Raw genomic sequence first — 22136 nt, 5'->3', positions numbered from 1 at the left:
CGTGTCGATGGAGGCGCATTATAGGGAGTCGACTCAGGAAGACAAGCGGAAAAATGCATTTTTGTTTCAACCGCTCACCTTTTACCCACAACGCTTACTTTTGCTGCTTTTTTATCGCCATTGGCAGGTCTGCCAGACTATTTATAACCAAATCTGCCGCATTTTCTGCTTCCGGCGTGACGGGTTTGCCCGTGCGCACCAGTACCTTGGTTCCAACATTCGCAGCAGCTGCCGCCTGCATATCTTCTATTTTGTCGCCTACCATATAAGAAGCAGCCATATCGATGTGCAGGAAGTCGCGGGCGGAAATCAGCATCCCGGGATGCGGTTTACGGCAATCGCAGACCTGACGATACTCTTCTACGGTACCCTGCGGATGATGCGGGCAATAGTAGATACCATCCAGATCAACGTCGCGATCGGCCAGCGACCAGTCCATCCATTCGGTCAACGTTTCAAACTGAGCCTCGGTAAATTTACCGCGCGCGATACCAGACTGGTTCGTCACCACAATTAGCGCGTAACCCATATTTTTAAGTTCACGCATGGCATCAATAACACCGTCGATAAACTCGAACTCGTCAATCTCATGTACGTAACCGTGGTCCACATTAATGGTGCCGTCACGGTCGAGAAAAATTGCGGGTACAGACTTTGCCACCTTTTATAGCTCCTGAATAAGGCATGTGGCTCTAGTATCGCATGTTTCGGCGGGCAAGAAAGTGCTCATCGTGCAAAGCTAGATTGATTTAGACGTCTGGATGCCTTAACATCCATCTTGTTGACGGCCTTGACCGTCCCAGACAGACGAAAATGCCACGGCTAACTTAATTACGATAATAAATAACCAATGATTAAACTTTCGAATATCACCAAAGTGTTCCAGCAGGGGACTCGCACCATTCAGGCGCTAAATAATGTCAGCCTGCACGTTCCTGCCGGGCAGATTTACGGCGTAATTGGCGCCTCAGGTGCCGGTAAAAGTACACTTATCCGCTGCGTTAACTTACTCGAGCGCCCAACCGAAGGCAGCGTTCAGGTTGGCGGTCAGGAACTGACCACGCTTTCAGAGTCCGAGTTGACCAAAGCTCGCCGTCAAATCGGCATGATTTTCCAGCACTTTAACCTGCTCTCTTCCCGTACCGTATTTGGCAACGTCGCGCTGCCGCTGGAACTGGATAACACACCAAAAGAAGAGATCAAACGCCGTGTAACAGAACTGCTGGATTTAGTCGGTCTTGGCGACAAGCATGATAGCTATCCGGCCAACCTTTCCGGTGGACAAAAACAACGAGTGGCGATCGCTCGTGCGCTGGCAAGTAATCCCAAAGTGTTGCTGTGCGATGAAGCCACCAGCGCACTCGACCCGGCAACCACGCGTTCGATTCTGGAGCTGCTGAAAGACATTAACCGTCGTCTGGGTCTCACCATTCTGCTAATTACCCATGAGATGGACGTAGTAAAACGCATTTGTGACTGCGTGGCGGTCATCAGTAATGGTGAACTGATTGAGCAAGACACCGTCAGCGAAGTTTTCTCTCATCCGAAAACGCCGCTGGCACAGAAGTTTATCCAGTCCACTCTGCATCTGGATATCCCGGAAGATTATCTGGAACGTTTAAAAGCAGAGCCGCAGGCCGACAGCGTGCCAATGCTGCGCATGGAGTTCACCGGTCATTCGGTCGATGCGCCATTACTCTCTGAGACGGCCCGTCGCTTTAATGTAAATAACAACATTATTAGCGCGCAGATGGATTACGCCGGCGGCGTGAAGTTCGGCATCATGCTGACTGAAATGCACGGCACACAGGAAGATACACAAGCAGCCATTAATTGGCTGCAGGAACACCATGTAAAAGTAGAGGTACTGGGTTATGTCTGAGCCGATGATGTGGCTGCTGGTTCGCGGCGTATGGGAAACGCTGGCAATGACCTTTGTGTCCGGTTTTTTTGGTTTTGTCATTGGCCTGCCGGTTGGCGTATTGCTGTACGTTACGCGTCCTGGGCAAATCATTGAGAACGCTAAGCTTTACCGTACGCTCTCTGCACTGGTAAATATTTTCCGTTCCATCCCATTCATTATTTTGCTGGTGTGGATGATTCCTTTCACCCGCATGATTGTGGGTACTTCTATCGGGCTGCAGGCCGCTATCGTCCCGCTGACCGTCGGCGCCGCGCCGTTTATCGCCCGTATGGTGGAAAATGCGCTGCTGGAAATCCCTACCGGGCTGATTGAAGCCTCCCGTGCGATGGGCGCTACACCGTTACAGATCGTGCGTAAAGTCCTGCTGCCAGAAGCGCTGCCGGGCCTGGTCAATGCTGCCACCATCACGCTCATCACGCTGGTTGGCTATTCCGCGATGGGCGGTGCCGTCGGCGCAGGTGGTCTGGGACAGATTGGCTACCAGTACGGTTATATTGGCTACAACGCCACCGTGATGAATACAGTACTGGTATTGCTCGTCGTTCTGGTTTATTTAATTCAGTTATCCGGCGATCGCATCGTCCGGATTGTCACGCACAAATAACATTGCACACAACACTAAAAACTCATTAAGAAAAGGAAATAAGCATGGCGTTCAAATTCAAAACCTTTGCGGCAGTTGGAGCCTTGATCGGTTCTCTGGCACTTGTGGGTTGCGGTCAGGATGAAAAAGATCCTAACCACATCAAAGTGGGCGTTATTGTTGGCGCAGAGCAGCAGGTTGCAGAAGTCGCGCAGAAAGTGGCAAAAGAAAAATACGGTCTGGACGTTGAGCTGGTCACGTTTAACGATTACGTCCTGCCTAACGAAGCGCTGAGCAAAGGCGACATTGATGCCAACGCCTTCCAGCACAAACCGTACCTGGATCAGCAGATTAAAGATCGTGGTTACAAGCTGGTTGCCGCAGGCAATACTTTTGTTTATCCGATTGCGGGCTATTCCAAAAAAATCAAATCACTGGATGAGCTGCAGGAAGGTTCTCAGGTCGCTATTCCAAACGACCCGACTAACCTCGGTCGCTCGCTGCTGCTGCTGCAAAAAGTGGGCTTAATCAAACTGAAAGACGGTGTTGGCCTGCTGCCGACCGCGCTGGACGTGATTGAAAACCCGAAAAACCTGAAGCTGGTTGAACTGGAAGCGCCGCAGCTGCCGCGTTCCCTGGACGATGCGCAAATCGCCCTGGCGGTCATCAACACCACCTACGCCAGCCAGATTGGCCTGACCCCGGCAAAAGACGGTATCTTTGTTGAAGATAAAGATTCTCCGTACGTAAACCTGATCGTGACCCGTGAAGACAACAAAGATGCTGAGAACGTGAAGAAATTCGTGCAGGCCTACCAGTCTGACGAAGTGTACGAAGCGGCAAACAAAGTCTTCAACGGCGGTGCGGTTAAGGGCTGGTAATTTTAGGCTGTTTCCAGAATCTGTAATATCATCAGGACGGGCGCTTGCCCGTCTTGTCATTTATGCAAGCACCTGATTCAATATCTGACGTTTAGATCATTCATTGAGGAAATATTATGCGTGCTTTACCGATCTGTTTAGTAGCACTCATGCTGAGCGGCTGTTCTATGTTAAGCAGATCCCCTGTTGAACCCGTTCAAAGCACCGCTACCCCGCCAAAAGCGGAGCCGGAAAAACCAAAAGCACCGCGCGCGGCGCCGGTAAAGATCATTACTAACGCCGAAGATTTAGTGGGTAAACCGTTCCGCGATCTCGGCGAAGTCAGCGGCGAATCCTGTCAGGCATCAAACCAGGATTCCCCTCCTAGCATCCCAACCGCACGTAAACGCATGCAGATTAACGCCTCTAAAATGAAAGCGAATGCGGTATTGCTGCACAGTTGCGAAGTAACCAGCGGGACCCCAGGTTGCTATCGTCAGGCGGTTTGCATTGGTTCTGCACTGAACATTTCGGCGAAATGAGCCATTTTCAGTTCGAGCAAATAGGCGTTATCCGCTCACCTTATAAAGAAAAGTTCGCTGTTCCACGCCAGCCAGGTCTGGTGAAAAGCGCCAGCGGCGAACTGCATTTGCTCGCTCCCTATAACCAGGCCGATGCCGTTCGCGGCCTGGAAGCCTTCAGCCATTTGTGGGTGATTTTTGTTTTTCATCAGACAATGGAAGGAGGATGGCGTCCAACCGTGCGCCCTCCCCGTCTTGGCGGCAACGCCAGAATGGGCGTCTTCGCCACGCGTTCAACGTTTCGTCCTAACCCTGTTGGCATGTCTTTGGTTGAGCTACGGGGCATCCGCTGCCATAAAGAGCACGTTATCCTTGAGCTCGGCGGGCTGGATCTTGTCGATGGTACGCCGGTAGTGGATATTAAGCCGTATCTGCCATTTGCCGAATCGCTGCCCGCTGCTCGCGCCAGCTATGCTCAGGATGCACCGCAGGCCAGCGTAGCTGTGACGTTCAGTGAAGAGATCACCGGGCAACTGGCTGGGCTGGAAAAACGTTATCCGCATCTTCGCCAGTTTATTGCCGAAGTGCTGGCGCAGGATCCCCGTCCTGCCTACCGTAAAAACGAGGAAGAAGGCAAAACCTATGCCGTTTGGCTGCTGGACTTTAACGTCCGCTGGCGCGTAACGCCGTCAGGATTTGAGGTCTTTGCTCTGGAAGCCCGCTAATTTGCGTCGCGTACTCTTTTGACATCCCTTTCTCGCTGGTAAACTAAACCACTTTTGTTTTGTGCCAGGCTCGTTTTGAGCCTGTTCGATCGTTCAACTGGAACCGTAACAACATGCGTACTAGCCAATATCTGCTCTCCACTCTGAAGGAGACACCTGCCGACGCCGAAGTCATCAGCCACCAGCTGATGCTGCGCGCCGGGATGATCCGCAAGCTGGCCTCCGGGTTATATACCTGGCTGCCGACCGGCGTGCGCGTCCTGAAAAAAGTCGAAAACATCGTGCGTGAAGAGATGAACAACGCCGGTGCGATCGAGGTGTTGATGCCGGTCGTTCAGCCCTCTGAGCTGTGGCAAGAGAGTGGCCGTTGGGAACAATACGGCCCGGAACTGCTGCGTATTGCTGACCGTGGCGATCGCCCGTTCGTCCTTGGCCCAACGCATGAAGAAGTGATCACCGACCTGATTCGTAACGAGCTGAGCTCTTACAAACAGCTGCCGCTGAACTTTTACCAGATCCAGACTAAATTCCGTGACGAAGTCCGTCCGCGCTTCGGCGTGATGCGTTCCCGCGAATTCCTGATGAAAGATGCTTATTCTTTCCATACTTCTCAGGAATCCCTGCAGGAGACCTACGACGCGATGTATGCGGCGTACAGCAAGATCTTCAGCCGTATGGGTCTCGATTTCCGTGCGGTCCAGGCGGACACCGGTTCAATCGGCGGTAGCGCCTCTCACGAATTCCAGGTGCTGGCGCAGAGCGGCGAAGACGATGTGATCTTCTCCGACTCCTCCGACTATGCAGCAAACATCGAATTCGCCGAAGCCGTGGCCCCGAAAGAGCCGCGTGCGGCAGCAACGCAGGAGATGACGCTGGTTGATACGCCGAACGCGAAAACCATCGCCGAGCTGGTTGAACAGTTCAACCTGCCGATCGAAAAAACCGTAAAAACCCTGCTGGTGAAAGCGGTTGAAGGCAGCAAGTCTCGGCTGATTGCGCTGCTGGTTCGCGGCGATCACGAGCTGAACGAAGTCAAAGCGGAAAAACTGCCGCAGGTTGCCAGCCCGCTGACCTTCGCCACTGAAGAAGAAATTCGCGCGTTGGTGAAAGCGGGTCCGGGTTCTCTCGGTCCGGTGAACATGCCAATTCCGGTTGTTATCGACCGTACCGTTGCCGTGATGAGCGATTTCGCCGCGGGCGCGAACATCGACGGTAAGCACTATTTCGGTATCAACTGGGATCGCGACGTTGCCACCCCGGAAGTTGCGGACATCCGTAACGTGGTCGCTGGCGATCCGAGTCCGGATGGCAAGGGTACGTTGCTGATTAAACGCGGCATCGAAGTGGGTCACATCTTCCAGTTGGGCACCAAGTACTCTGAAGCGATGAAAGCCGCCGTTCAGGGCGAAGACGGTCGTAACCAGATCCTGACCATGGGTTGCTACGGTATCGGGGTAACTCGCGTGGTTGCTGCCGCTATCGAACAGAACTATGACGATCGCGGTATCGTCTGGCCAGACGCCATTGCCCCGTTCCAGGTGGCAATTCTGCCGATGAACATGCATAAGTCCTATCGCGTGCAGGAACTGGCTGAAAAACTGTACGCTGAGTTGCGCGCGCAGGGCATTGAAGTGCTGATGGACGACCGTAAAGAGCGTCCGGGCGTGATGTTTGCCGATATGGAACTGATCGGTATTCCGCACACCATCGTGCTGGGCGACCGTAACCTCGACAACGACGATATCGAATACAAATACCGTCGTAACGGCGAGAAGCAGTTGATTAAAACAGGCGACATCGTCGACTACCTGGTAAAAGCCATTAAAGGCTAATACCAGCAAAAGGCCCTGATTATCAGGGCCTTTTTTATCGATTAATTACACGCTTTACCAGGGATAAACTTCGCATCTTTATCCGCCATCAGCGTTTTCACTTTTTCGCCGGTGTCCGGGTTCGCCTCCAGCGTGAAATGCGCTTCCAGCGTCAGCAGTACGGACTGCCCGTTTTCCGCGCGAGCGGCTAAATAGTCACGCTCAAGCTGGGCGTTATTCGCCACCGGCATCCGTTTACCCGTTGCGCAGTCGGTAAAGATAGCTGCATCAGCCATATAGAAGTACATCCCCCGCATCGGCATTGGCGTCACTGGTAAGCTGGCGGAAACCGGCTGGAGCGTGTAGTTGAACTGCGACTCAATCGGATTACCTTCACGATCGAGCATTTCCAGCGCTTCACCTTTTACCCGGTAGTACGACTTTTCACCTTTGCTGTCGGTCAGCACCAGCTTGTCAGCAGTGCGCGCCCATGTACCATAAGAGGCAAAGGACGACGGTTCATCCCTCACCCCCTGATAGCGTTCGTTCATCACCCATGTTCCGTCTTTTTCAAGGAACAGAGAAGTTTCAATCCCTTCGCAGTCTGCGCAAGGCAGGATGCCACGCCAGCTCTGCTGCATCGGTTTTAATTCTGCCGCCCGTGTCGGCTGTAGTACTTCGACTTCAGTACGGTTGTTACAGCCGATCAAGGAAAAAAGCGTGCATGCAGCGACTACGGACAATATTGCTGTTTTCACTATCAATTCCTTATAAATTTTTATTCCTGCTCGTCAGTCTTGCGTTCGACGAACTCTCCCGCGCAGTGCTTTCACTGTGGATTTTTGCGCCTTCGACGACAACCTACGCTCTTTCGAAGCGCGCGTAGGACGCGTTGCCTGTCGGCTTTTTTGCACTGCGGTTAATTCTTTGATCACCGCCACCAGCCGCGAGATTGCCGCTTCCCGATTAAGCTCCTGGCTACGGTATTCCTGCGCCTTAATGATAATAATGCCATCGCTGCTAATCAGATGATGGCTGGCGGCAAGCAGTCGTTCCTTATAATACTCTGGCAGGCCAGAGGCCCGAATGTCAAAGCGCAAATGGATAGCCGTCGAGGTCTTGTTAACGTGCTGACCGCCCGCGCCCTGCGCCCGAATCGCCGTGATTTCCAGCTCATTGTCAGGGATAGAGACGTTTCGGGAGATAACAATCATGAACGCGGCTGCCACGCGGTCAGATGAATTTCCAGATTGTTCTGAGAATCGGACAACCAGATCGCGCCATCCTGGATCGTCGCCTGCAGCGCCATGGTGCGACCAGCAAATTCACTCAGTTGTGCCAGCTGTTCGTCATCCAGATACCACACGGTAAGATTTTTAAACTGCGCGCACTTACTCTGGTTTTGTTGCCACCAGATCTGGGCCGCACGGCTGTTGTAGGTAAACAGGGCCACCTCAGCAGACTGAGTGCAGGCTTTCTTAATACGGCGCTCATCCGGCAGGCCGAGTTCAATCCATAAATCAATGCCCAGATGGTCGTTTCGCAGCCATGCTTCCGGTTCATCTTCCGCACTCAGGCCCCGCGTAAACTGCAGGCGCTCATCGGCATATTTAATCCACGCCAGCAGACGCAGCATCATGCGCTCCTGGGTTTCTGAAGGGTGACGCGCCAGCGTCAAGGCTGCGTCAAGGAATTGGTTGCGGTCAAGATCCGCCACATTGACTACAGCTTTATAGATTGTCGCTTTAAGCGCCATTTGAGAACTCCTTTCGAATCAGGCGCACATTGTAGCGAAAACCACGGCAAAAGGCTGCTAACAGCGCCTCTATCAAGGCGCTGATATTGCCTGAATGAGTATGGTATAGTCACCTTGCTAAACAGAGTTTATCTTCGTAGGCTTAGACTTGCATCCACGGTTAAGTCAGAGTGCTGACAGGAGGGCATGTGGAAAAATATTGTGAGTTAATACGCAAGCGGTACGCGGAAATCGCCAGCGGAGACTTAGGGTATGTCCCGGATGCGCTGGGCTGCGTATTGAAGGTGCTTAATGAAGTGGCGGCAGACAGCGCCCTTTCAGAGTCGGTCAGGGAAAAAGCGGCCTATGCTGCCGCGAACTTACTGGTGAGCGATTATGTCAATGAATGAAACGTATCAACCCATCAACTGTGATGATTACGACAATCTTGAACTCGCCTGCCAGCACCATTTGTTACTGACGTTGGCGTTAAAAGATGGCGAAGTTTTGCAGGCGAAGGCAAACGATCTGGTTTCCCGCAAAAACGTGGAATATCTGGTCGCAGAGGTCGCAGGTGAAACCCGTGAGCTTCGCCTCGACAAAATTGCCAGCTTCAGCCACCCACAAATCGGTACCGTGGTAGTCAGCGAATCCTGATTATTTTGTTGCCGGATGGCGGTGCAAGCACCTTATCCGGCCTACGGTCCATGCGATACGTAGGCCGGATAAGCGCAGCGCCATCAGGCATGCCAAATCAGACTCACACCTTCTTCATCTTCTGCTATTCCCTCACGCGTCACAAAAACACCCGCAGCCGCAATCAACGTTTCACCATAAAAAAGCAGCGGCGTGGTATCTCGTCGCCAGGGTGGAATCCCCTGCTCCTGCCAGATTTTCTTTAATTTACGTCCACCGTTACGCCCGACAATATGTAATACGCCTGGCGCTTTAAAACGAATACTGACCAGCTCGTCCGCTTTAGGCACGCGCAATTCGCCTGCGGAGATTAACTGCACCGATCCCAGCCCAACGGGCAGCGTCAGCGGCGTTTGCCAGCATGGCCAAGGAATGACGGTTTCGCTGTGCCCGTCGACCGGTTTCACCCACCACAGTTGCGACTGGTAGCGACGAATGTCGAACCCTCCAAGGCGAAAACAGGGGGAAGCATCCTCTCGTGCCAGCGCGACTTCCTGCCAGATACGTTCCAGAGCGTCACGGGAAGGCATTGGCGCATGTAATCCCGCCAGCCAGCGGCGAAGCAGCGCAGCGCGCCGCACATCGCTCATCATCATAAGCGGCGCCAGCAACAGTGTGCCTTGGGCCGTGACACAGTCGGCTAGATCGCTGGCAAGCAATTCATCCAGCAAGCTCTCCTGCTCGGCGCACAGCGCTGCGCTGCGGGCTGTAGCTTGCGCGAAGTGTGGCCAACGCTGTTGCAGCAAGGGAGTAACGCGCAATCTGAGGAAATTGCGATCGTAGGTATCATCCTGATTACTTTCATCTTCGATCCAGCATAATTGGTGCTGTCGCGCCCACCCTTCCAGCGCCTCTCGTGTTTGCGCCAGCAGCGGTCGGATCAGTTGGGTTCCGGCGAACGGTGAGCTTTCCCCCATGGCGGAAAGCCCGGCAGGACCACTGCCGCGCTTAAGTGCCAGCAGAAAGGTTTCGCACTGGTCATCCAAATGCTGGGCGGTCATCAGTACCTCGCCCGGCAGTAACGTCTGTGCAAATGCGTGATAGCGCGCCCGCCTCGCCTGAGCTTCTATACCCAGGCCATCATCCTCCAGACGGACCCGTTCAACCACCAACGGCACCTGCCACTGCGCGCATATCGATTCACAGTGCTGCACCCAACTGTCCGCATGGGGACTTAGTCCATGATGAATATGGATTGCGCGCAACGTAACGTCAGGGTGCTGTGCTCGCCACAGCACTAACTGATGCAGCAGCACGGTGGAGTCCAGCCCGCCGCTAAAGGCGACCAGAATCGATTGAGAATTCAGCAGTGAAGTATTCAGCGTGAGTGTTGTCATGATGGTTACTTACAATGGCATTGCCCGGCACGTTACCGGGCTAACGCCACAATAACAAGCCTTACAGCTCATACAGTTCGAGCGGTAATCCGTCGGGATCGTTAAAAAACGTAAAGCGTTTGCCGGTAAAAGGATCGATGCGTACCGCCTCACACTTCACATCGCGAGCCTCCAGATGCGCGATCGCTTTCTCTACATCATCCACACTGAACGCCAGATGACGTAAACCACAGGCTTCCGGTCGACTCGGGCGGCAAGGTGGAAATGGGAAAGAAAAGAGCTCAATCACATACTGACCGTTCAATGCCAGATCGCCTTTCCAGGAGTCACGCTCTTCCCGGTAGGCTTCGCTCATCAGGGTGAAGCCCAGCACATCGCAGTAAAATGCCTTACTCACCACGTAGTCCGTCGCAATAATGGCAATATGGTGAACCTGTTTTAATCCCAGCATAGCGTCATCGCCTCTTTCGTTTGTTCTTTCAGCACGTTACTCGTGCGTAATGGGTTCAGGCAAGTCGTTATGCCATTTTTAAGACTCTCACACGATACACGCCATCCTCACCCAGTTTAGCGCCATGGATATCGGTTTCAAATCCAGGATAATGATGGCCCACTGAACACAGCATCAGCAGGAAATCGAGTACAGCCCGGCTTTTTTCCGTGATCATTTCACCAGGCATCAAGAGCGGTACTCCGGGCGGATAAGGCAGGATCATATTGGCGGAAACGCGCCCCACCAGTTGATCAAGCGCCACCGTTTCAACCTCACCTTTGATCTGCCGCTGCCAGGCCTGATGCGGCGTCATTTTCATTTCCGGTAAGGTATCAAATGCCCGCAGCATCAGCCCGGAGAGATCGTGCTGGCGAATAAGCCTATGGATCCCCTGCGCCAGATCCTGAATACGCATATTGCGATAAAAGTCGGGATCCTCGGCATAGAGATCCGGCAGCATGTTTTTCACGCGTAAATTCAGATCGTACGAACGCTTAAATTCCGTCAGGCCGCGCAGCAGGCCCATCGCCCGGGTTTTATCAATACCGATGCTGAACAGGAACAACAGATTATACGGTCCCGTTTTTTCGACAACCACGCCGCGTTCATCAAGGAATTTCGCCACCAACGCGGCGGGGATCCCCTCTTCACTCATATTTCCTTGTTCATCCATCCCCGGCGTCAGAATAGTGACTTTCACCGGGTCGAGGAACATGTGGTCGGCGTCAGCATCGACAAATCCGTGCCAGTCTTCACCAGGCGCTACCGGCCAGCATTCTGCTTCATCCACCCTTTCCGGCTGCCAGATATCAAAAAACCAGCCATCCGACTCTTCACGCAACCGCTGCACTTCTTTACGAAAATGCAGCGCCCGCTCCACCGAACGATTGATTAACCGCTTGCCTGAATTGCCTCGCAGCATGGCCGCTGCGGTTTCTATCGAGGCAACAATCGGGTAACTCGGCGAAGTGGATGTGTGCATCATAAAGGCTTCGTTGAAGGTGTCTTCGTCGTAGTCACCCTTAATATGGATCAGAGAAGCCTGTGACAACGCCGCCAGCATCTTGTGGGTAGACTGGGTTTCAAAAATCACCTTCCCCGGCACGCGCTCACCGCTCATCCCGCTTTTCCCCTGATAGATCGGATGAAAATGGGTATATGGCACCCAGGCTGAATCAAAATGGATAGAGGGCACATCCAGCGTTTGCTTGATCCAGTTGGTGTTATACAGCAGGCCGTCATAGGTAGAGTTGGTGATCACCGCATGCACAGGCCATTGCGCCTGGGGGGTCTCCTCTATCTTGCTTTCAATGCTTGCACGGGTAAATTCCCTTCGGGGGATACCACCCAGAATACCCAACGCATTACGCGTCGGCTTCAACCAGATTGGCACCACATCGCTCATCATCAGCAAATGCGCCAACGACTTATGACAGTTGCGGTCAATCAACAGCGTACTGCCGGTTGGTGCGGCATACATACCAACAATTTTATTGGAGGTGGACGTGCCGTTGGTCACCATATAGCTCTGCTCGGCGCCAAAAGTGCGCGCGATATACTCCTCCGCTTCCAGGTGCGGGCCGGTATGATCCAGCAGCGAACCCAGCTCGGTCACAGAAATGGACACATCGGCTTTCAGCGTATTGCCGCCAAAGAAATCATAGAACAAGCAGCCGACCGGGCTTTTCTGGTATGCCGTTCCCGCCATATGACCGGGCGTGCAGAAGGTATACTTTCCTTCCTTCACATAGGTAAATAGCGCTTTGGTAAAAGGCGGCGTGATGTTATCCAGATATTCACTGGTGTACTGGCGGATGCGGGTGGCAATGTCTTCAGACTGGCCCAGCGCATACTCAAAAAACCACAGCGCCATGCGCAGATCATGGGCGCTGACATCCATAGTCGAATGGGTATTAATAAAGGCGTAGAGCGGAAGATATTCGTTTAGCTGGTTGATCTCACTGCACAGATCGAGACTGTATTCATCCCAGTCAAAAATGACGCCGCAAATTCGCGGGTTATGTTCGATAAACTTCAGCAGGTCAACGCTATTCTGCGGCCAGATAATCTGAAAACCCTGCTGTTGTAGCGCACGCTCAAGTTCCTTGATGGGCTCATCTTTATAAAAGACGCCATGCGGTCCCATGATGGCAATGATATTCATGCGTTCCTCCTGGAAAAACCTTAGTTAAGCATAGCCTGGTCAAACAACAGGTAAAAAAAGGGCCACAGCATTGTGGCCCTTTTCAGAATGAATGCAGTTTACGCGTAGCCGTAGCTCATCAGACGCTGGTAACGACGGTTTTTCAGATCTTCTTTACCTAACACATCAAGATCGGCGAGATCGGTCAGCAGTTGCGCTTTCAGTGACGCCGCCATGGCTTCCGGGTTGCGGTGCGCGCCACCCAGCGGTTCAGGAATGATAGAGTCGATAAGCTTCAGCTCTTTCAGACGCGGCGCGATAATGCCCATCGCTTCAGCGGCCAGCGGCGCTTTATCCGCGCTTTTCCACAGAATGGAAGCACAACCTTCCGGGGAGATAACGGAATAGGTGCTGTATTGCAGCATGTTCACTTTATCGCCTACGCCGATCGCCAGCGCGCCGCCGGAACCACCTTCACCGATAACGGTGCAGATGACCGGTACGCTCAGACGCGACATTTCACGCAGGTTACGCGCGATGGCTTCAGACTGACCACGTTCTTCAGCGCCCACGCCCGGGTAAGCCCCAGGGGTGTCGATGAAGGTAATGATCGGCATGTTGAAACGTTCAGCCATTTCCATCAGACGCAGCGCTTTGCGATAGCCTTCCGGCGCTGGCATGCCGAAATTACGACGAATTTTTTCTTTGGTCTCACGGCCTTTCTGATGACCAATGATCATCACCGGACGGCCATCCAGACGCGCGATACCGCCGACGATAGCTTTGTCATCCGCATAGGCACGATCGCCCGCCAGCTCATCAAATTCATCAAACGCCAGGCGGACATAATCCAGGGTGTACGGACGCTGTGGATGGCGCGCCAGTTGGGCTACCTGCCATGCGCCAAGATCGGCGAAGATTTTACGCGTCAGTTCTACGCTTTTTTCACGCAGGCGATGCACTTCTTCATCGATGTTAATATCCAGTTTCTCATCCTGACGGCTAACCGCAGTCAGAGAATCGATTTTTGCTTCCAGCTCTGCAATCGGCTGTTCAAAATCAAGGAAATTCAGACTCATAGTATTCCTGTATTAGTCAAACTCCAGTTCCACCTGCTCCGAACCAATAAGGCCGCGGAGATCGTTTAGCAAACGATCGCTCGGAGAGACACGCCACGTCGCGCCAAAACGCAACCGCGCACGTGCATCCGCCCTCTGATAGTAGAGATGTACTGGAATTGTCCCCGAGCGGTGGGGTTCCAGAGACTGACGGAGTCGGTTTAAAAGCTGGTCATCAATTTGCCTGTCCGTCAGCGAGATAGCAAGCCCGCGAGCATATTTTTCCCGGGCTTCGTCAATATCCATGACTTCACGGGCCATCATTTTAAGCCCGCCGCTGAAGTCATCAAAGCTGACCTGTCCGCTGACGATAAGTATGCGGTCTTTTTCCAGCAATTGCTGGTATTTATCCAGGGCATCGGTAAACAACATAACTTCCAGACGCCCGGAACGGTCATCCAGTGTACAGATGCCGATACGATTACCGCGCTTGGTGACCATTACCCGCGCGGCAATGACGAGCCCCGCAGCCGTGGTGACTTTACCACGTTCTGTCGGATGCATGTCTTTCAGCCTGTGGCCTCCAACATAGCGCTCAATTTCTTTTAAATACTGGTTGATGGGGTGTCCCGTCAGGTAAAGCCCTAACGTTTCACGCTCACCGTCTAATACTACCTGCTCAGGCCACGGTGTACAGTTGGCATAAGACTGTTCAATTTGTTCCGGCTCTTCCGCCAGCACGCCAAACATATCAGCCTGGCCAATAGCCTCGGCCTTCGCATGCTGATCGGCGGCTTTTAGCGCATCATTCAGCGAATTCATCAACGCCGCGCGGTGTGGGCCAAGGCGGTCAAACGCCCCGGACATAATCAGTTTTTCCAGCACCCGGCGATTGAGTTTTTTGATATCCGTACGCGCACAGAGATCAAACAGCTCGCGGAAGTAACCGCCTTCGTTGCGCGCCTCAATAATAGCTTCAATTGGCCCTTCACCCACGCCTTTTATCGCGCCGATGCCGTAAACAATCTCGCCATCATCGTTAACGTGGAAATGGTAAAGCCCGGAGTTAATGTCTGGCGGCAGGATTTTTAACCCCATGCGCCAGCATTCATCCACCAGCCCGACCACTTTCTCGGTGTTATCCATATCGGCCGTCATTACCGCCGCCATAAACTCGGCAGGGTAATGTGCCTTCAGCCACAGCGTCTGGTAAGAGACCAGCGCATAGGCAGCGGAGTGTGATTTGTTAAATCCGTAACCGGCGAATTTCTCCACCAGGTCAAAGATTTTCATCGCCAGTTCGCCGTCGACGCCGCGCTTTTTCGCCCCTTCTTCAAAGGTGCCGCGCTGCTTGGCCATCTCTTCCGGCTTTTTCTTACCCATCGCACGACGCAGCATATCCGCGCCGCCAAGCGTATAACCGGATAGCTCCTGGGCAATCTGCATAACCTGTTCCTGATACAGGATAATGCCGTAGGTCGGCTCCAGTACCGGCTTCAGACACTCATGCTGCCATTGTACGTCCGGGTAGGAAATCTCTTCGCGGCCATGCTTACGGTCGATAAAGTTATCTACCATCCCCGACTGTAGCGGGCCTGGGCGGAACAGGGCCACTAGTGCGATCATATCTTCGAAGCAGTCAGGCTGCAGACGTTTGATCAGATCCTTCATGCCGCGGGATTCAAGCTGGAATACCGCGGTGGTCTCCGAGCGTTGCAGCATGTCGAAGCTTTTCTTATCGTCAAGCGGAATGGCCGCGATATCCAGCGGCGGCTCGCCGTTCTTTTCACGGCGGGCGTTGATCATCTCCAGCGCCCAGTTGATGATGGTCAGCGTGCGCAGACCCAGGAAGTCGAACTTCACCAGGCCGGCGTATTCCACGTCGTTCTTATCAAACTGAGTAACCGGGTGTAGCCCCTGTTCATCGCAGTATAGCGGCGCAAAATCGGTAATTTTGGTCGGGGCGATAACCACACCACCGGCGTGCTTACCGGCGTTACGCGTGACGCCTTCCAGCTTACGCGCCATATCGATCAGCGCTTTAACCTCTTCATCCGCCTCATAGATTTCCGGCAGTTGGGGTTCAGCTTCGAAGGCTTTCGCCAACGTCATGCCCGGATCGGGCGGCACCAGTTTCGAAATACGATCCACGAAGCCGTACGGGTGCCCCAGCACGCGGCCCACGTCACGGATAACCGCTTTTGCCGCCATCGTACCGAAAGTAATAATCTGCGAAACCGCGTCACGACCGTACATTTCCGCCACGTGTTCAATAACCTGGTCGCGTTTCTCCATACAGAAGTCAACGTCGAAGTCGGGCATTGATACACGTTCCGGGTTGAGGAAACGTTCGAACAGCAGGTCAAATTCCAGCGGATCCAGGTCGGTAATTTTTAGCGCATAGGCCACCAGCGAACCTGCGCCGGAACCACGTCCCGGGCCGACTGGTACACCGTTATCCTTCGACCACTGGATAAATTCCATAACGATCAGGAAGTAGCCTGGGAATCCCATCTGGTTGATAACCTGTAGCTCAACATCCAGACGTTCATCATATTCCGGACGGCGCCTGGCGCGCTCTTCCGGATCCGGGAAGAGGAACTCCAGTCGCTCTTCCAGACCCTCTTTCGACTTGGCCACGAGGAAGTCCTCGGTGGTCATATCGCCGGTCGGGAACTGCGGCAGGAAATATTCGCCAAGGCGCACCGTGACGTTACAGCGTTTGGCGATTTCGACGGTGTTTTGCAGCGCCTCCGGGATATCGGAGAACAGTTCGCACATCTCGTCTTCGCTGCGCATATACTGCTGCGCGGAGTAGTTACGCGGACGTTTGGGATCGTCAAGGGTGAATCCGTCGTGGATCGCCACACGGATTTCATGCGCGTCGAAATCACCGGTTTCCAGGAAGCGAACATCGTTGGTCGCCACCACCGGCAAACCACGCCTTTCGGCCAGTTCTACCGCGGCATGCAGATAGTTTTCTTCATCTTGTCTGCCGGTACGGATCAGCTCAAGGAAGTAGCTATCCGGAAAATGCGCTTCGTAAAACGCCACGCATTCGTCAACCAGGGCGCTATTACCGCGCAACAAGCTACGTCCGACGTCGCCCATGCGACCGCCGGAGAGCAAAATCAAACCTTCTTTTAGCTCGACCAGCCAGTCCCTGTCGATGACCGGCCCTTCTGCGCCATAACCGCGCTGATAGGCTTTTGATATCAACAACGTCAGATTCTGATAGCCGGTATTGTTAGCGGCCAGCACGGTGAGTTGCGTGAGTTCATCACCCAATAGCTCACTGCGGACATGAAAATCTGCACCAACAATCGGTTTAATACCGGCGCCGTGACCCGCTCCGTAAAACTTCACCAGACCACAGAGGTTGGTAAAATCGGTAATCGCCAGCGCGGGCATGCCTAACGCGGCCGCCTTCTTCACCAGCGGCCCGGTTTTCGCCAGCCCATCGATCATGGAGTAGTCGCTGTGCACCCGGAGGTGGACGAAACGTGGTTCAGACATCTTCAGATTCCTTCGACACAAGAATCAGGACGTGAGTCCCAGTGCGCGTTTGACGGGGCCAAAACTGCGGCGATGGTGCTCTGTCGCGCCATACAGTGCCAATTTTTCCAGATGAAAAGCAGTTGGATAGCCTTTGTGCTGTGCAAAACCATACTGCGGAAAAACCGTATCCAGCGCAGCCATTTCAGCATCGCGGGTCACTTTTGCCAGTATTGACGCTGCGCTAATCTCCGCAACGCGGCTATCACCTTTGACTACCGCCATCGACGGTACCGGTAATGCCGGGCAACGATTGCCGTCAATCAGTACGTATTCTGGCGCAATATGCAGACCCGCGACCGCACGCTGCATCGCCAGCATGGTGGCATGCAAAATATTCAGATCGTCGATTTCATGCGGTTCTGCACGGCCTACGCTCCAGCTTAACGCTTTTTCTTTGATTTCATCAAACAGCGCCAGGCGACGTTTTTCTGACAGTTTTTTTGAGTCGTTAAGACCGATAATCGGGCGAGCCGGATCCAGAATAACGGCAGCAGTAACAACCGCACCGACCAAAGGACCACGCCCGACTTCATCCACACCCGCCACTAAATGCGTATGCGGATAAACAAATTCAATCATTGCGCTAACTCCAGGACTGCATCCGCTGCCTGCTCATCGGCATTGCAACGGATCTGCTGGTGCAGTTCACGGAATGTGTCGTGCATCGCATGGCTGGTTTTGCCATTCGCCAGTAACGGCAACAGCGCTTGCGCCAGCGCATGCGGCTCACACTCTTCCTGCAACAGCTCTTTAACCAGTTCTCTTCCCGCTAACAGGTTAGGTAGCGAAACGTAATCCGTTTTCACCAGACGCTTCGCCAGCCAGAAGGTGAAGGGTTTCATGCGGTAGCCGACCACCATCGGACACTTTGCCAGCATACACTCCAGCGCAGCGGTGCCTGAAGCCAGCAGTGCGGCGTCGCTGGCCACCATCGCTTCACGTCCCATGCCATTAAGCAGATGCACGGAAAGCTCCGGCGCAACCTCAGCCTTGATACGCTCAAACTGCTCCCGGCGTTTGGCATTGACCAGCGGCACCACCACTTCGAGATCCGGGTAATGCTGACGTAACAGCTGCGCCGTTTTCAGAAAATCGGCGCTGAGCATCTCCACTTCAGCGCCACGGCTTCCAGGCAGCAGCGCCAGGCAGTGAGCATCGTGGGGAATACCCAGAATATCACGTGCCGCGTTTTTATCCGGATCCAACGGCATGGCATCCGCCATGGTGTGGCCGATAAAGCGGCACGGGACGTTAAATTTGTCATAAAACGCTTTTTCGAAAGGCAGAAAGGCCAGCACCATATTGGTGGATCTGCCTATTTTGAAAACGCGTTTCTGTCGCCACGCCCAGACGGACGGACTGACATAATGAATGGTTTTTATGCCCTGCTTTTTCAAGTTCCCTTCAAGGGTAATATTGAAATCAGGCGCATCAATACCAACGAATACATCCGGCTTGAGATCGGTGAATCGACGAGTGAGATCGGCACGAATATGCAGTAAACGGCGCAGACGTCCGAGCACTTCAACAATGCCCATAACCGCCAGTTCTTCCATTTCGTACCAGGCTTCACAGCCTTCGGCCTGCATTAGCGGCCCCGCCACGCCAACAAAACGCGCATTGGGAACACGAGCTTTGAGTGCGCGAATTAGCCCTGCACCAAGAATATCGCCGGAGGTTTCTCCGGCGACGAGGGCAATCGTTAAAGGACGCTGCTCAGTCATTAACGAATCAGACCACGCGTTGAGCGCTCAAAGAAGTCGCTGAAAGCCTGGACATCGGGGTACTGTTTCGCCAGTTCGGCGATTTCCGGCTTCACTTCTTCCAGCGTTTTACCGCTACGGTACAACGCTTTGTAGGCATTACGAATCGCGGTAATCGCTTCGCGGGTGAACCCACGACGCTTCAGACCTTCGATGTTGACGCCAAACGGCGTCGCGTGGTTGCCCTGGGCGATAACGTACGGTGGCACATCCTGAGCAACGCCAGAACAGCCGCCAACCATCACATGCGCGCCGATGATGCAGAATTGATGCACCGCAGTCATACCGCCGATGATAACAAAATCATCCAGCGAAACATGTCCGGCAAGCGTGGCGTTATTCGCCAGAATACAGCGGTTGCCTACCGTACAATCATGCGCGACGTGCGCATTAATCATCAGTAAGTTATCGCTGCCCACCTTAGTCACTCCACCGCCCTGCACTGTGCCACGATGAATGGTGACGCTTTCGCGGATGCGGTTGCGATCGCCAATTTCCACGCGGGTCGGTTCGCCAGCATATTTAAGATCCTGGTTAACTTCGCCGATGGAGGCAAACTGATAGATCTCGTTATCGCGACCAATTTTTGTATGGCCATTCACGACAACGTGAGACTTCAGTACGGTACCCTCACCAATTTCAACATGGGGTCCAACAATACAAAATGGGCCAATGTGAGCGTTAGCGCCAATACTGGCGCCCTCTTCCACAATGGCGGTAGGGTGAATAAAGGCGGATTTATCAATCACGTATCAGGCCTCCCGGCTACGGGCACACATCATCGTTGCTTCGCACACAACTTTACCGTCGACCAGCGCAACCCCTTTAAAACGGGTCAGGCCACGGCGCGTTTTCTCGAAAGTCACTTCCATGATCATCTGATCGCCCGGCACGACAGGACGCTTAAAGCGTGCTTCGTCAATACCCGCGAAATAGTACAGTTCGCCTGGTTCCAGTTTTCCTACGCTTTTAAACGCAAGGATACCAGTGGCCTGCGCCATCGCTTCCAGAATCAGTACGCCAGGGAAAATAGGTTTGCCCGGGAAGTGGCCCTGGAAGAAAGGCTCATTAACGGATACATTTTTCACTGCGCGCAGAAAACGACCTTCTTCAAAATCCAGCACACGGTCAACCAGCAGAAACGGAAAACGGTGCGGCAGAAGTTCTAAAATCTCTTCAATATGCAGAGTATGAGTGTTAGTAGTCAAAATACTCTTCCTGTCAAAATATACTAAAAGGCAATAATAACACGGCCTGTCGCAATCGTATGAATGGGACAGGCCGAAAAGTCAGACATGCAAAAAAGGTGCTTTAGTCTTGTTGATTAACCTTGCGCTCAATCGCTTTGAGGCGCTTGCTCATATCATCAATATTCATCACCAGTGCAGCTGTTTTACGCCATACCTTATTGGGTTGTAGCGGAATGCCTGAGGAGTAGACGCCAGGTTCAGTGATAGGACGCATCACCATACCCATGCCAGTTACCGTGACTTTGTCGCATATTTCCATATGCCCATTGATCACGCTGGCGCCGCCAATCATGCAGTAACGGCCAATCTTCAGGCTACCCGCCATAATGACGCCACCGGCTACCGCCGTATTGTCGCCAATCACAACGTTATGTGCAATCTGGCATTGATTATCAATGATAACACCATTACCGATCACAGTATCGTCCAGAGCACCACGGTCAATGGTGGTACAAGCGCCGATCTCGACGCGATCGCCGATAATCACCCGACCAAGCTGCGGGATCTTCACCCAGTTACCACGATCGTTCGCGTAACCAAATCCATCCGATCCGACGACAGTGCTGGACTGGATCAGGCAGTTCTCACCGATCTGAATGTCGTGGTAAATCGTCACATTCGCCCACAAACGCGAACCTGCACCGATTTTTGTATTTTTTCCGACGAAGCAGCCTGCGCCGATAACAACGTTATCGCCCAGCTCTACGCCAGACTCAATGACCGCATTTGCGCCCACAGAGACATTTTTACCCAGCTTCGCCGTCGCATCGATCGCTGCACTCGGTGCAATGTTCTGTGCGGGCTGCGGCGTGGTATCTAAAATTTGCGCCATACGAGCATAGGTCAGGTAGGGATTCTTCACTACCAGCGCCGCACTCTTAGCAAAAGGAAGATCGTCCTGCGTCATCACAACGGCAGAAGCCTGGCATACGCCTAAGTGTTCACGGTACTTAGGATTCACCATAAATGTGATATTGCCAGTTTGTGCAGATTGCATGGACGCTACGCCGGTGATGACGATATCGCCATCACCGTGTAATTCTGCATCCAACTGCTCTGCTAAATCAGCCAGTCGAATTGAAGGCATTACTTATTTAACCTGTTTCAGTACGTCAGCGGTGATGTCTTTTACATCGCTGCTATTGTATGCAACGGTGTTTGCGTCAACGACCAGATCGATGCTCTGGCTGTTAGCAACAGATTTCACAGCTGTCTGGATACGAGTAACCAGTTTGCCACGTTCTTCGTTGGAACGACGCGCACGATCCTGCTCAAAAGCCTGAGCTTTCTGAGAGAAAGTCTGGCGCTGAGCCATAACGTCTTTTTCCAGCTTGGTACGATCGCTACCCGCTTTCATAGATTGCAGACGCTGCATTTTAGATTGCAGATCGGATTCCATGCGCTGCAGTTCGCTGGCACGGCCTTTGAACTCGTTTTCCAGCGTAGCGGAAACACCTGTCTTCTGTGCAACCTGTTGGAACAGGCTACCCATGTTGACGATTGCAATTTTGTCAGCGGCCTGTGCGGACGTTGCCATCGCTAAACCGAGACCTGCAGCTAATAACCACTTTTTCACAATTAACTCCTTACCATCCCATTTGCACCCGTAGGTACAGTTCTTTGCGTGGCCAGGCGATCCCATGCAAGATCGCCTAAAGTCAGCGCTACACTACCACTAC

Annotated in this window: 23 protein-coding genes; 8 read left to right on the top strand and 15 right to left on the bottom strand. The window is 53.2% G+C overall.

Annotation, left to right across the window (positions count from 1 at the left end):
* Window positions 1-94 precede the first annotated feature (94 nt).
* Window positions 95-661, bottom strand: a complete 567-nt coding sequence (gmhB, locus tag FDW92_RS19515; protein ID WP_042312133.1) for a D-glycero-beta-D-manno-heptose 1,7-bisphosphate 7-phosphatase — start codon at window positions 659-661, stop codon at window positions 95-97.
* Between the two features lie 189 nt (window positions 662-850).
* On the opposite strand from gmhB, the gene metN reads away from it, so the two are divergent.
* The 6 genes from metN (at window position 851) to proS (ending at window position 6445) form a co-directional block, all read left to right on the top strand.
* A complete protein-coding gene (gene metN, locus FDW92_RS19510; RefSeq protein ID WP_038637459.1) occupies window positions 851-1882 on the top strand; it encodes a methionine ABC transporter ATP-binding protein MetN in 1032 nt (343 codons plus the stop codon).
* The gene (locus tag FDW92_RS19505; RefSeq protein ID WP_042312137.1) at window positions 1875-2528 is read left to right on the top strand and encodes a methionine ABC transporter permease MetI; all 654 of its coding nucleotides are present in this window, start codon (window positions 1875-1877) and stop codon (window positions 2526-2528) included. Before metN ends, FDW92_RS19505 begins: the two co-directional genes overlap by 8 nt.
* A 44-nt stretch (window positions 2529-2572) precedes the next feature.
* The gene (gene metQ / locus FDW92_RS19500; protein WP_006686809.1) at window positions 2573-3388 is read left to right on the top strand and encodes a methionine ABC transporter substrate-binding lipoprotein MetQ; all 816 of its coding nucleotides are present in this window, start codon (window positions 2573-2575) and stop codon (window positions 3386-3388) included.
* Window positions 3389-3504: 116 nt separating this feature from the next.
* Window positions 3505-3909 (top strand): Rcs stress response system protein RcsF, encoded by a 405-nt coding sequence (gene rcsF, locus FDW92_RS19495; RefSeq protein ID WP_042312139.1) that lies wholly within the window; start codon window positions 3505-3507, stop codon window positions 3907-3909.
* Complete coding sequence (tsaA, locus tag FDW92_RS19490; RefSeq protein WP_137400686.1) at window positions 3906-4613, top strand: tRNA (N6-threonylcarbamoyladenosine(37)-N6)-methyltransferase TrmO; 708 nt, start codon at window positions 3906-3908, stop codon at window positions 4611-4613. The genes rcsF and tsaA overlap by 4 nt, the downstream gene beginning before the upstream one ends.
* A 113-nt stretch (window positions 4614-4726) precedes the next feature.
* On the top strand, window positions 4727-6445 hold the full coding sequence (gene proS / locus FDW92_RS19485) for a proline--tRNA ligase (RefSeq protein ID WP_042312143.1): 1719 nt from the start codon (window positions 4727-4729) through the stop codon (window positions 6443-6445).
* A gap of 41 nt (window positions 6446-6486) precedes the next feature.
* Here the strand turns inward: proS and nlpE are convergent, their stop codons facing one another.
* Genes nlpE through FDW92_RS19470 form a run of 3 tightly spaced genes read right to left on the bottom strand, consistent with a single transcriptional unit; the run spans window position 6487 to window position 8180 of the window.
* Window positions 6487-7185: an envelope stress response activation lipoprotein NlpE gene (gene nlpE, locus FDW92_RS19480; protein ID WP_094300986.1), complete on the bottom strand. Its 699-nt coding sequence runs from the start codon at window positions 7183-7185 to the stop codon at window positions 6487-6489.
* A 30-nt stretch (window positions 7186-7215) separates the two neighbouring features.
* The gene (gene arfB, locus FDW92_RS19475) at window positions 7216-7638 is read right to left on the bottom strand and encodes an alternative ribosome rescue aminoacyl-tRNA hydrolase ArfB (RefSeq protein WP_042312146.1); all 423 of its coding nucleotides are present in this window, start codon (window positions 7636-7638) and stop codon (window positions 7216-7218) included.
* On the bottom strand, window positions 7635-8180 hold the full coding sequence (locus tag FDW92_RS19470; protein ID WP_042312149.1) for a YaeQ family protein: 546 nt from the start codon (window positions 8178-8180) through the stop codon (window positions 7635-7637). The genes arfB and FDW92_RS19470 overlap by 4 nt, the downstream gene beginning before the upstream one ends.
* 188 nt (window positions 8181-8368) lie before the next feature.
* Here FDW92_RS19470 and FDW92_RS19465 point away from each other — a divergent pair, with 188 nt between their 5' ends.
* Both FDW92_RS19465 and rof read left to right on the top strand, forming a co-directional pair.
* Window positions 8369-8569, top strand: coding sequence for a YaeP family protein (locus FDW92_RS19465; protein WP_005132083.1), 201 nt, complete (start codon window positions 8369-8371; stop codon window positions 8567-8569).
* Window positions 8556-8816 carry a Rho-binding antiterminator gene (rof, locus tag FDW92_RS19460; protein WP_032940409.1) on the top strand — a complete coding sequence of 87 codons (261 nt, stop codon included), beginning with the start codon at window positions 8556-8558 and terminating at the stop codon, window positions 8814-8816. Before FDW92_RS19465 ends, rof begins: the two co-directional genes overlap by 14 nt.
* An 83-nt stretch (window positions 8817-8899) precedes the next feature.
* Here the strand turns inward: rof and tilS are convergent, their stop codons facing one another.
* The 11 genes from tilS to skp form a co-directional block, all read right to left on the bottom strand.
* Window positions 8900-10192: a tRNA lysidine(34) synthetase TilS gene (tilS, locus tag FDW92_RS19455; RefSeq protein ID WP_042312152.1), complete on the bottom strand. Its 1293-nt coding sequence runs from the start codon at window positions 10190-10192 to the stop codon at window positions 8900-8902.
* A 61-nt stretch (window positions 10193-10253) separates the two neighbouring features.
* Window positions 10254-10643 (bottom strand): VOC family protein, encoded by a 390-nt coding sequence (locus tag FDW92_RS19450; protein WP_042312154.1) that lies wholly within the window; start codon window positions 10641-10643, stop codon window positions 10254-10256.
* Between the two features lie 67 nt (window positions 10644-10710).
* Window positions 10711-12849 carry a lysine decarboxylase LdcC gene (ldcC, locus tag FDW92_RS19445; RefSeq protein WP_042312156.1) on the bottom strand — a complete coding sequence of 713 codons (2139 nt, stop codon included), beginning with the start codon at window positions 12847-12849 and terminating at the stop codon, window positions 10711-10713.
* Window positions 12850-12947: 98 nt separating this feature from the next.
* Window positions 12948-13907: an acetyl-CoA carboxylase carboxyl transferase subunit alpha gene (gene accA / locus FDW92_RS19440; RefSeq protein ID WP_042312159.1), complete on the bottom strand. Its 960-nt coding sequence runs from the start codon at window positions 13905-13907 to the stop codon at window positions 12948-12950.
* 12 nt (window positions 13908-13919) lie between these two features.
* The gene (gene dnaE / locus FDW92_RS19435) at window positions 13920-17402 is read right to left on the bottom strand and encodes a DNA polymerase III subunit alpha (protein ID WP_042312162.1); all 3483 of its coding nucleotides are present in this window, start codon (window positions 17400-17402) and stop codon (window positions 13920-13922) included.
* Between the two features lie 24 nt (window positions 17403-17426).
* On the bottom strand, window positions 17427-18023 hold the full coding sequence (gene rnhB / locus FDW92_RS19430; RefSeq protein ID WP_038637421.1) for a ribonuclease HII: 597 nt from the start codon (window positions 18021-18023) through the stop codon (window positions 17427-17429).
* Window positions 18020-19168 carry a lipid-A-disaccharide synthase gene (gene lpxB, locus FDW92_RS19425; RefSeq protein ID WP_042312164.1) on the bottom strand — a complete coding sequence of 383 codons (1149 nt, stop codon included), beginning with the start codon at window positions 19166-19168 and terminating at the stop codon, window positions 18020-18022. The genes rnhB and lpxB overlap by 4 nt, the downstream gene beginning before the upstream one ends.
* Entirely contained in the window at window positions 19168-19956 is a 789-nt protein-coding gene (gene lpxA / locus FDW92_RS19420; protein ID WP_042312166.1) for an acyl-ACP--UDP-N-acetylglucosamine O-acyltransferase, read from the bottom strand. Before lpxA ends, lpxB begins: the two co-directional genes overlap by 1 nt.
* Before the next feature lie 3 nt (window positions 19957-19959).
* Window positions 19960-20415 (bottom strand): 3-hydroxyacyl-ACP dehydratase FabZ, encoded by a 456-nt coding sequence (gene fabZ, locus FDW92_RS19415; RefSeq protein WP_003018528.1) that lies wholly within the window; start codon window positions 20413-20415, stop codon window positions 19960-19962.
* 103 nt (window positions 20416-20518) lie between these two features.
* Entirely contained in the window at window positions 20519-21544 is a 1026-nt protein-coding gene (gene lpxD, locus FDW92_RS19410) for a UDP-3-O-(3-hydroxymyristoyl)glucosamine N-acyltransferase (protein WP_042312169.1), read from the bottom strand.
* Between the two features lie 3 nt (window positions 21545-21547).
* Window positions 21548-22033, bottom strand: a complete 486-nt coding sequence (gene skp / locus FDW92_RS19405; RefSeq protein ID WP_016151765.1) for a molecular chaperone Skp — start codon at window positions 22031-22033, stop codon at window positions 21548-21550.
* Between the last annotated feature and the right edge of the window lie 103 nt (window positions 22034-22136).

This window comes from Citrobacter sp. wls706 (assembly GCF_005281305.1).
Classification (GTDB): Bacteria; Pseudomonadota; Gammaproteobacteria; order Enterobacterales; family Enterobacteriaceae; genus Citrobacter; species Citrobacter werkmanii.
The sequence above is the reverse complement of the archived record's forward strand: the minus strand, read 5'-3'. Positions and strand labels throughout refer to the sequence as shown.

Coding starts and splice junctions, on each gene's coding strand:
- proS (WP_042312143.1), top strand. CDS start 4,727: ATGCGTACTAGCCAATATCTGCTCTCCACTCTGAAGGAGACACCTGCC.
- lpxD (WP_042312169.1), bottom strand. CDS start 21,544: ATGCCTTCAATTCGACTGGCTGATTTAGCAGAGCAGTTGGATGCAGAA.
- metQ (WP_006686809.1), top strand. CDS start 2,573: ATGGCGTTCAAATTCAAAACCTTTGCGGCAGTTGGAGCCTTGATCGGT.
- rcsF (WP_042312139.1), top strand. CDS start 3,505: ATGCGTGCTTTACCGATCTGTTTAGTAGCACTCATGCTGAGCGGCTGT.
- metN (WP_038637459.1), top strand. CDS start 851: ATGATTAAACTTTCGAATATCACCAAAGTGTTCCAGCAGGGGACTCGC.
- accA (WP_042312159.1), bottom strand. CDS start 13,907: ATGAGTCTGAATTTCCTTGATTTTGAACAGCCGATTGCAGAGCTGGAA.
- arfB (WP_042312146.1), bottom strand. CDS start 7,638: ATGATTGTTATCTCCCGAAACGTCTCTATCCCTGACAATGAGCTGGAA.
- ldcC (WP_042312156.1), bottom strand. CDS start 12,849: ATGAATATCATTGCCATCATGGGACCGCATGGCGTCTTTTATAAAGAT.
- tsaA (WP_137400686.1), top strand. CDS start 3,906: ATGAGCCATTTTCAGTTCGAGCAAATAGGCGTTATCCGCTCACCTTAT.
- FDW92_RS19470 (WP_042312149.1), bottom strand. CDS start 8,180: ATGGCGCTTAAAGCGACAATCTATAAAGCTGTAGTCAATGTGGCGGAT.
- FDW92_RS19450 (WP_042312154.1), bottom strand. CDS start 10,643: ATGCTGGGATTAAAACAGGTTCACCATATTGCCATTATTGCGACGGAC.
- rnhB (WP_038637421.1), bottom strand. CDS start 18,023: ATGATTGAATTTGTTTATCCGCATACGCATTTAGTGGCGGGTGTGGAT.
- tilS (WP_042312152.1), bottom strand. CDS start 10,192: ATGACAACACTCACGCTGAATACTTCACTGCTGAATTCTCAATCGATT.
- rof (WP_032940409.1), top strand. CDS start 8,556: ATGTCAATGAATGAAACGTATCAACCCATCAACTGTGATGATTACGAC.
- dnaE (WP_042312162.1), bottom strand. CDS start 17,402: ATGTCTGAACCACGTTTCGTCCACCTCCGGGTGCACAGCGACTACTCC.
- lpxB (WP_042312164.1), bottom strand. CDS start 19,168: ATGACTGAGCAGCGTCCTTTAACGATTGCCCTCGTCGCCGGAGAAACC.
- FDW92_RS19505 (WP_042312137.1), top strand. CDS start 1,875: ATGTCTGAGCCGATGATGTGGCTGCTGGTTCGCGGCGTATGGGAAACG.